The 3,321-nt window shown below is 62.3% G+C and carries 3 protein-coding genes; 2 read left to right on the top strand and 1 reads right to left on the bottom strand.

Going from position 1 to position 3,321, the window contains the following annotated elements; genetic code table 11:
- Positions 1–421: LysR family transcriptional regulator (locus VK519_RS17030; RefSeq protein ID WP_324351758.1), on the bottom strand; the 421-nt coding region annotated here is incomplete at its 3' end.
- 138 nt (positions 422–559) lie between these two features.
- Between VK519_RS17030 and VK519_RS17025 the strand changes: the two genes are divergently transcribed.
- Both VK519_RS17025 and VK519_RS17020 read left to right on the top strand, forming a co-directional pair.
- The gene (locus tag VK519_RS17025) at positions 560–1,603 is read left to right on the top strand and encodes an aldo/keto reductase (RefSeq protein ID WP_324351756.1); all 1,044 of its coding nucleotides are present in this window, start codon (positions 560–562) and stop codon (positions 1,601–1,603) included.
- A gap of 2 nt (positions 1,604–1,605) precedes the next feature.
- Positions 1,606–3,252 carry a PQQ-dependent sugar dehydrogenase gene (locus VK519_RS17020; RefSeq protein WP_324351754.1) on the top strand — a complete coding sequence of 549 codons (1,647 nt, stop codon included), beginning with the start codon at positions 1,606–1,608 and terminating at the stop codon, positions 3,250–3,252.
- Positions 3,253–3,321: the final 69 nt, after the last annotated feature.

The following is a 3,321-nucleotide window of genomic DNA, read 5'->3' as shown; positions in this document are numbered from 1 at the left end:
CCGGGACAAAGGCGATATCCAGGTGCCCGTTCCGCACCTGCGTCAGCAGGCCCGACGAAGCACCTTGCGAAAGACGTACTTCGATATCCGGATGCCGGGCGTGAAATTCCTCGATGAGTGCTGGCAGATCCAGGAATGCAGGCAGGCTCTGCATCGTTCCGATGCTCAAAGTGCCTCGCCGCAGCCCTTGCAGGGCCGCTACGGCATCACGGGCATCCGCTATGGCCGCAAGCGCGACCTTCGCTTTATCCAGAAACAATTTCCCGGCCGCGGATAGTCGAACCTGTCGCGTGCTGCGCACGAACAGTTGCGCCTCGAGCTCGGCTTCCAACTGGCGAATGGAGGTAGACAGCGCCGATTGCACGATATTCACGCGCCGCGCGGCACGAGTGAAATGCTGTTCCTCGGCGAGGGCCACCATGTGTTGCAGCTGCCGCAATTCCATGACACTCCACGCTCTTCATATCTTTGAAACAGATTAATCATATCAAAATATTCAATTTGAACGATGGCAGACCAGTGACTATTTTGGGGAAGTCCTCACTAGGAGAATTCCCCCATGGCCACCCCAGCCAGCATCATCACTCCCCTTTCCCCCCTTCCCACGCGCCAGCTTGGCCGCACCGACATGCACATCACGCCCGTGGGCTTTGGTGCCTGGGCCATCGGTGGCCCGGACTGGGCAGTCGGCTGGGGCGCGCAGGACGACAACGAATCCATTACCGCGATTCGCCATGCGGTCGAAAGCGGCATCAACTGGATCGACACGGCGGCGATCTATGGGCTGGGTCATTCCGAGGACGTGGTGCGTCGCGCCTTGGCTGGCCTGCCCCGCGTCCAGCGGCCTTACGTGTTCACCAAGTGCGGCCTGGTATGGGACGAGGCGAACCGGCAAGCGACGCCGCGCCAGGTTGGCGCTCCCGTGAGCATCCGACGCGAAGTGGAGGCGTCGCTGCGCCGACTGGATATCGAGCATATCGATCTCTACCAGATGCATTGGCCGGCCAAAGACGGCACACCGATTGAGGCGTATTGGCAAACGCTGCTGGATCTGAAAAAAGAGGGCAAGGTTCGCGCCATCGGCCTTTCCAACCACAACGTGGAGCAACTGGCCGACGCCGAAATCATGGGCCATGTCGACACGCTTCAGCCGCCCTTCTCGGCCATTCGTCGTGATGTGGCCGGTGCAGAGCTGCCTTGGTGCCACGCACACCAGACCGGCGTGATCGTCTACAGCCCGATGCAATCGGGTCTTCTCAGCGGCAGGTTTACGGTGGAGCGCGCGGCGGCGTTGCCGAAAGATGACTGGCGTTCGCGTAACGCGGAGTACACCGGCGACAAACTCGTCAGCAATCTCAAGCTTGCCGACGCATTTGGCGTGATCGCAAAGCAACGTGGCACAACGGTGGCCGCCGTGTCGGTGGCGTGGACACTGGCGTGGCCGGGTGTAACGGGCGCTATCGTCGGCGCGCGCAGTCCCGCGCAGGTCGATGGCTGGATCGCGGCCGCCACGCTGGAACTTACGCATGACGAACTGGCCTTTGTCGCCGAAGCCATCGCGCTGACGGGTGCTGGCAGTGGGCCTACCCTGCCCGGCCGCTGATCATGATCCAACGTTTCTCCGCGGTCCTTGTGGCCCTCATCGGCGTGAGCGGCTCCTTGCACGCACAGGAAAGCGATGCGCGCTTTCATCAAGCACCGTTGTCGGTCGATGAAGTGCGCAACCCTTTTGCGACTCAAGCCAACGCCATCGATGCGGGGAAAGCGCTGTATGCGGCGGATTGCGCCGCTTGTCACGGCGCAGCCGCGCAGGGCAACGGTAACGTGCCTTCCCTCGCGAGCGCCAAGGTAAAGCAGGCATCCCCAGGCGCCCTCTTCTGGTTCATCAGCAAGGGCAACATCAACGGCGGCATGCCGGCCTGGAATAGCCTGCCGGAACAGCAGCGCTGGAACCTCGTCAGTTTCTTGCAGTCACTGAAGGCCAGCGCCAACGCGTCGGCTGCACCGGCCGCGGTTGCCTCGATGACGCCCGGCAATTGGCCCGCCCCGAAGGCGCCATTTACCGACTTCCGCCACGAATCGCCAGGCACCAGCCGTAAAATTACGGTGGCCGACCTGCCTGCACCTTATGCCACGCCATCAGCCGGCAACGGTCCACAGCTTGTGGCGCGCCCGGCTGATGTGTGGCCCAAGGCACCCCCAGGCTTCAAGGTGGAACTGTTTGCCAGCGGTCTGGATAACCCACGTTTGCTACGCACGGCGCCCAATGGCGATGTCTTCGTGGCGGAAACGCGCGCAGGGCGTATCACCGTGTTCCGCGGCATCACGGCGGATGGTCGTCCAAAAGAAACCCACGTCTTCGCCAGCGGCCTCAACAAACCGTTCGGCATCGCTTTCTATCCGGCCGGGCCGCACCCTCAATGGATCTACATCGGTAATACCGACGAGGTCGTACGCCTTCCCTACAAGGACGGCGACCTGCAGGCGACAGCGAAGCCCGAGCACATCGCCGATCTGCCGCACAGTGACGGCGGACACTCCACGCGCGACGTGAGCTTCTCTCGTGATGGCAAGCGCATGTTCGTGTCAGTGGGCTCGGCTTCCAACGTCGATGACCCGGATACGACGCCGGCTGAAAAGCTTCGCGCCGATATCCTGGTGTTTCGCCCGGATGGCTCTGACATGAAGGTCTATGCCTATGGGATTCGCAACGCCGTCGGCCTTGCCATCGACCCGAAAACCGGCGAGCTATGGTGCTCGGTGAACGAGCGCGATGGACTGGGCGATAACCTCGTGCCCGACTACATCACGCATGTGCAGGAAGGTGGCTTCTATGGCTGGCCCTGGTGGTACATGGGCGCCCACCAAGACCCGCGTCATGCCGGCAAGCACCCGGAGCTGGCCAGCAAGGCCATCGTGCCGGACGTGCTGATAAATCCCCACAACGCATCGCTGCAGCTGATGTTCTACACGGGCGAGCAGTTCCCCGCGGAATATCGCGGTGACATCTTCGCGTCAGAGCATGGCTCGTGGAACCGGTCGGCGCGCGGGGGCTACGAGGTGATACGCGTGCCACGCCATGGCGGCAACCGGGCTACGGGCGAATACCAGGACTTCCTCACCGGCTTCGTGCTGCCCAGCGGCCAAGCGTGGGGACGTCCCGTCGGGATCACCACGGCCGACGACGGCTCCTTGTTGGTAAGCGATGATGGCTCGAACAGCATCTGGCGCGTGAGCTACCAGAGGCCGTAGGCCTACACACTTGGTTCGCCTCCACCGTGGAACGCTCTGAATTCGTTCATTCCAACCAAAAGAAACCCA

The organism is Pinirhizobacter sp., assembly GCF_035317885.1.
Taxonomy (GTDB): domain Bacteria; phylum Pseudomonadota; class Gammaproteobacteria; order Xanthomonadales; family Rhodanobacteraceae; genus Pinirhizobacter.
The sequence above is the reverse complement of the archived record's forward strand: the minus strand, read 5'-3'. Positions and strand labels throughout refer to the sequence as shown.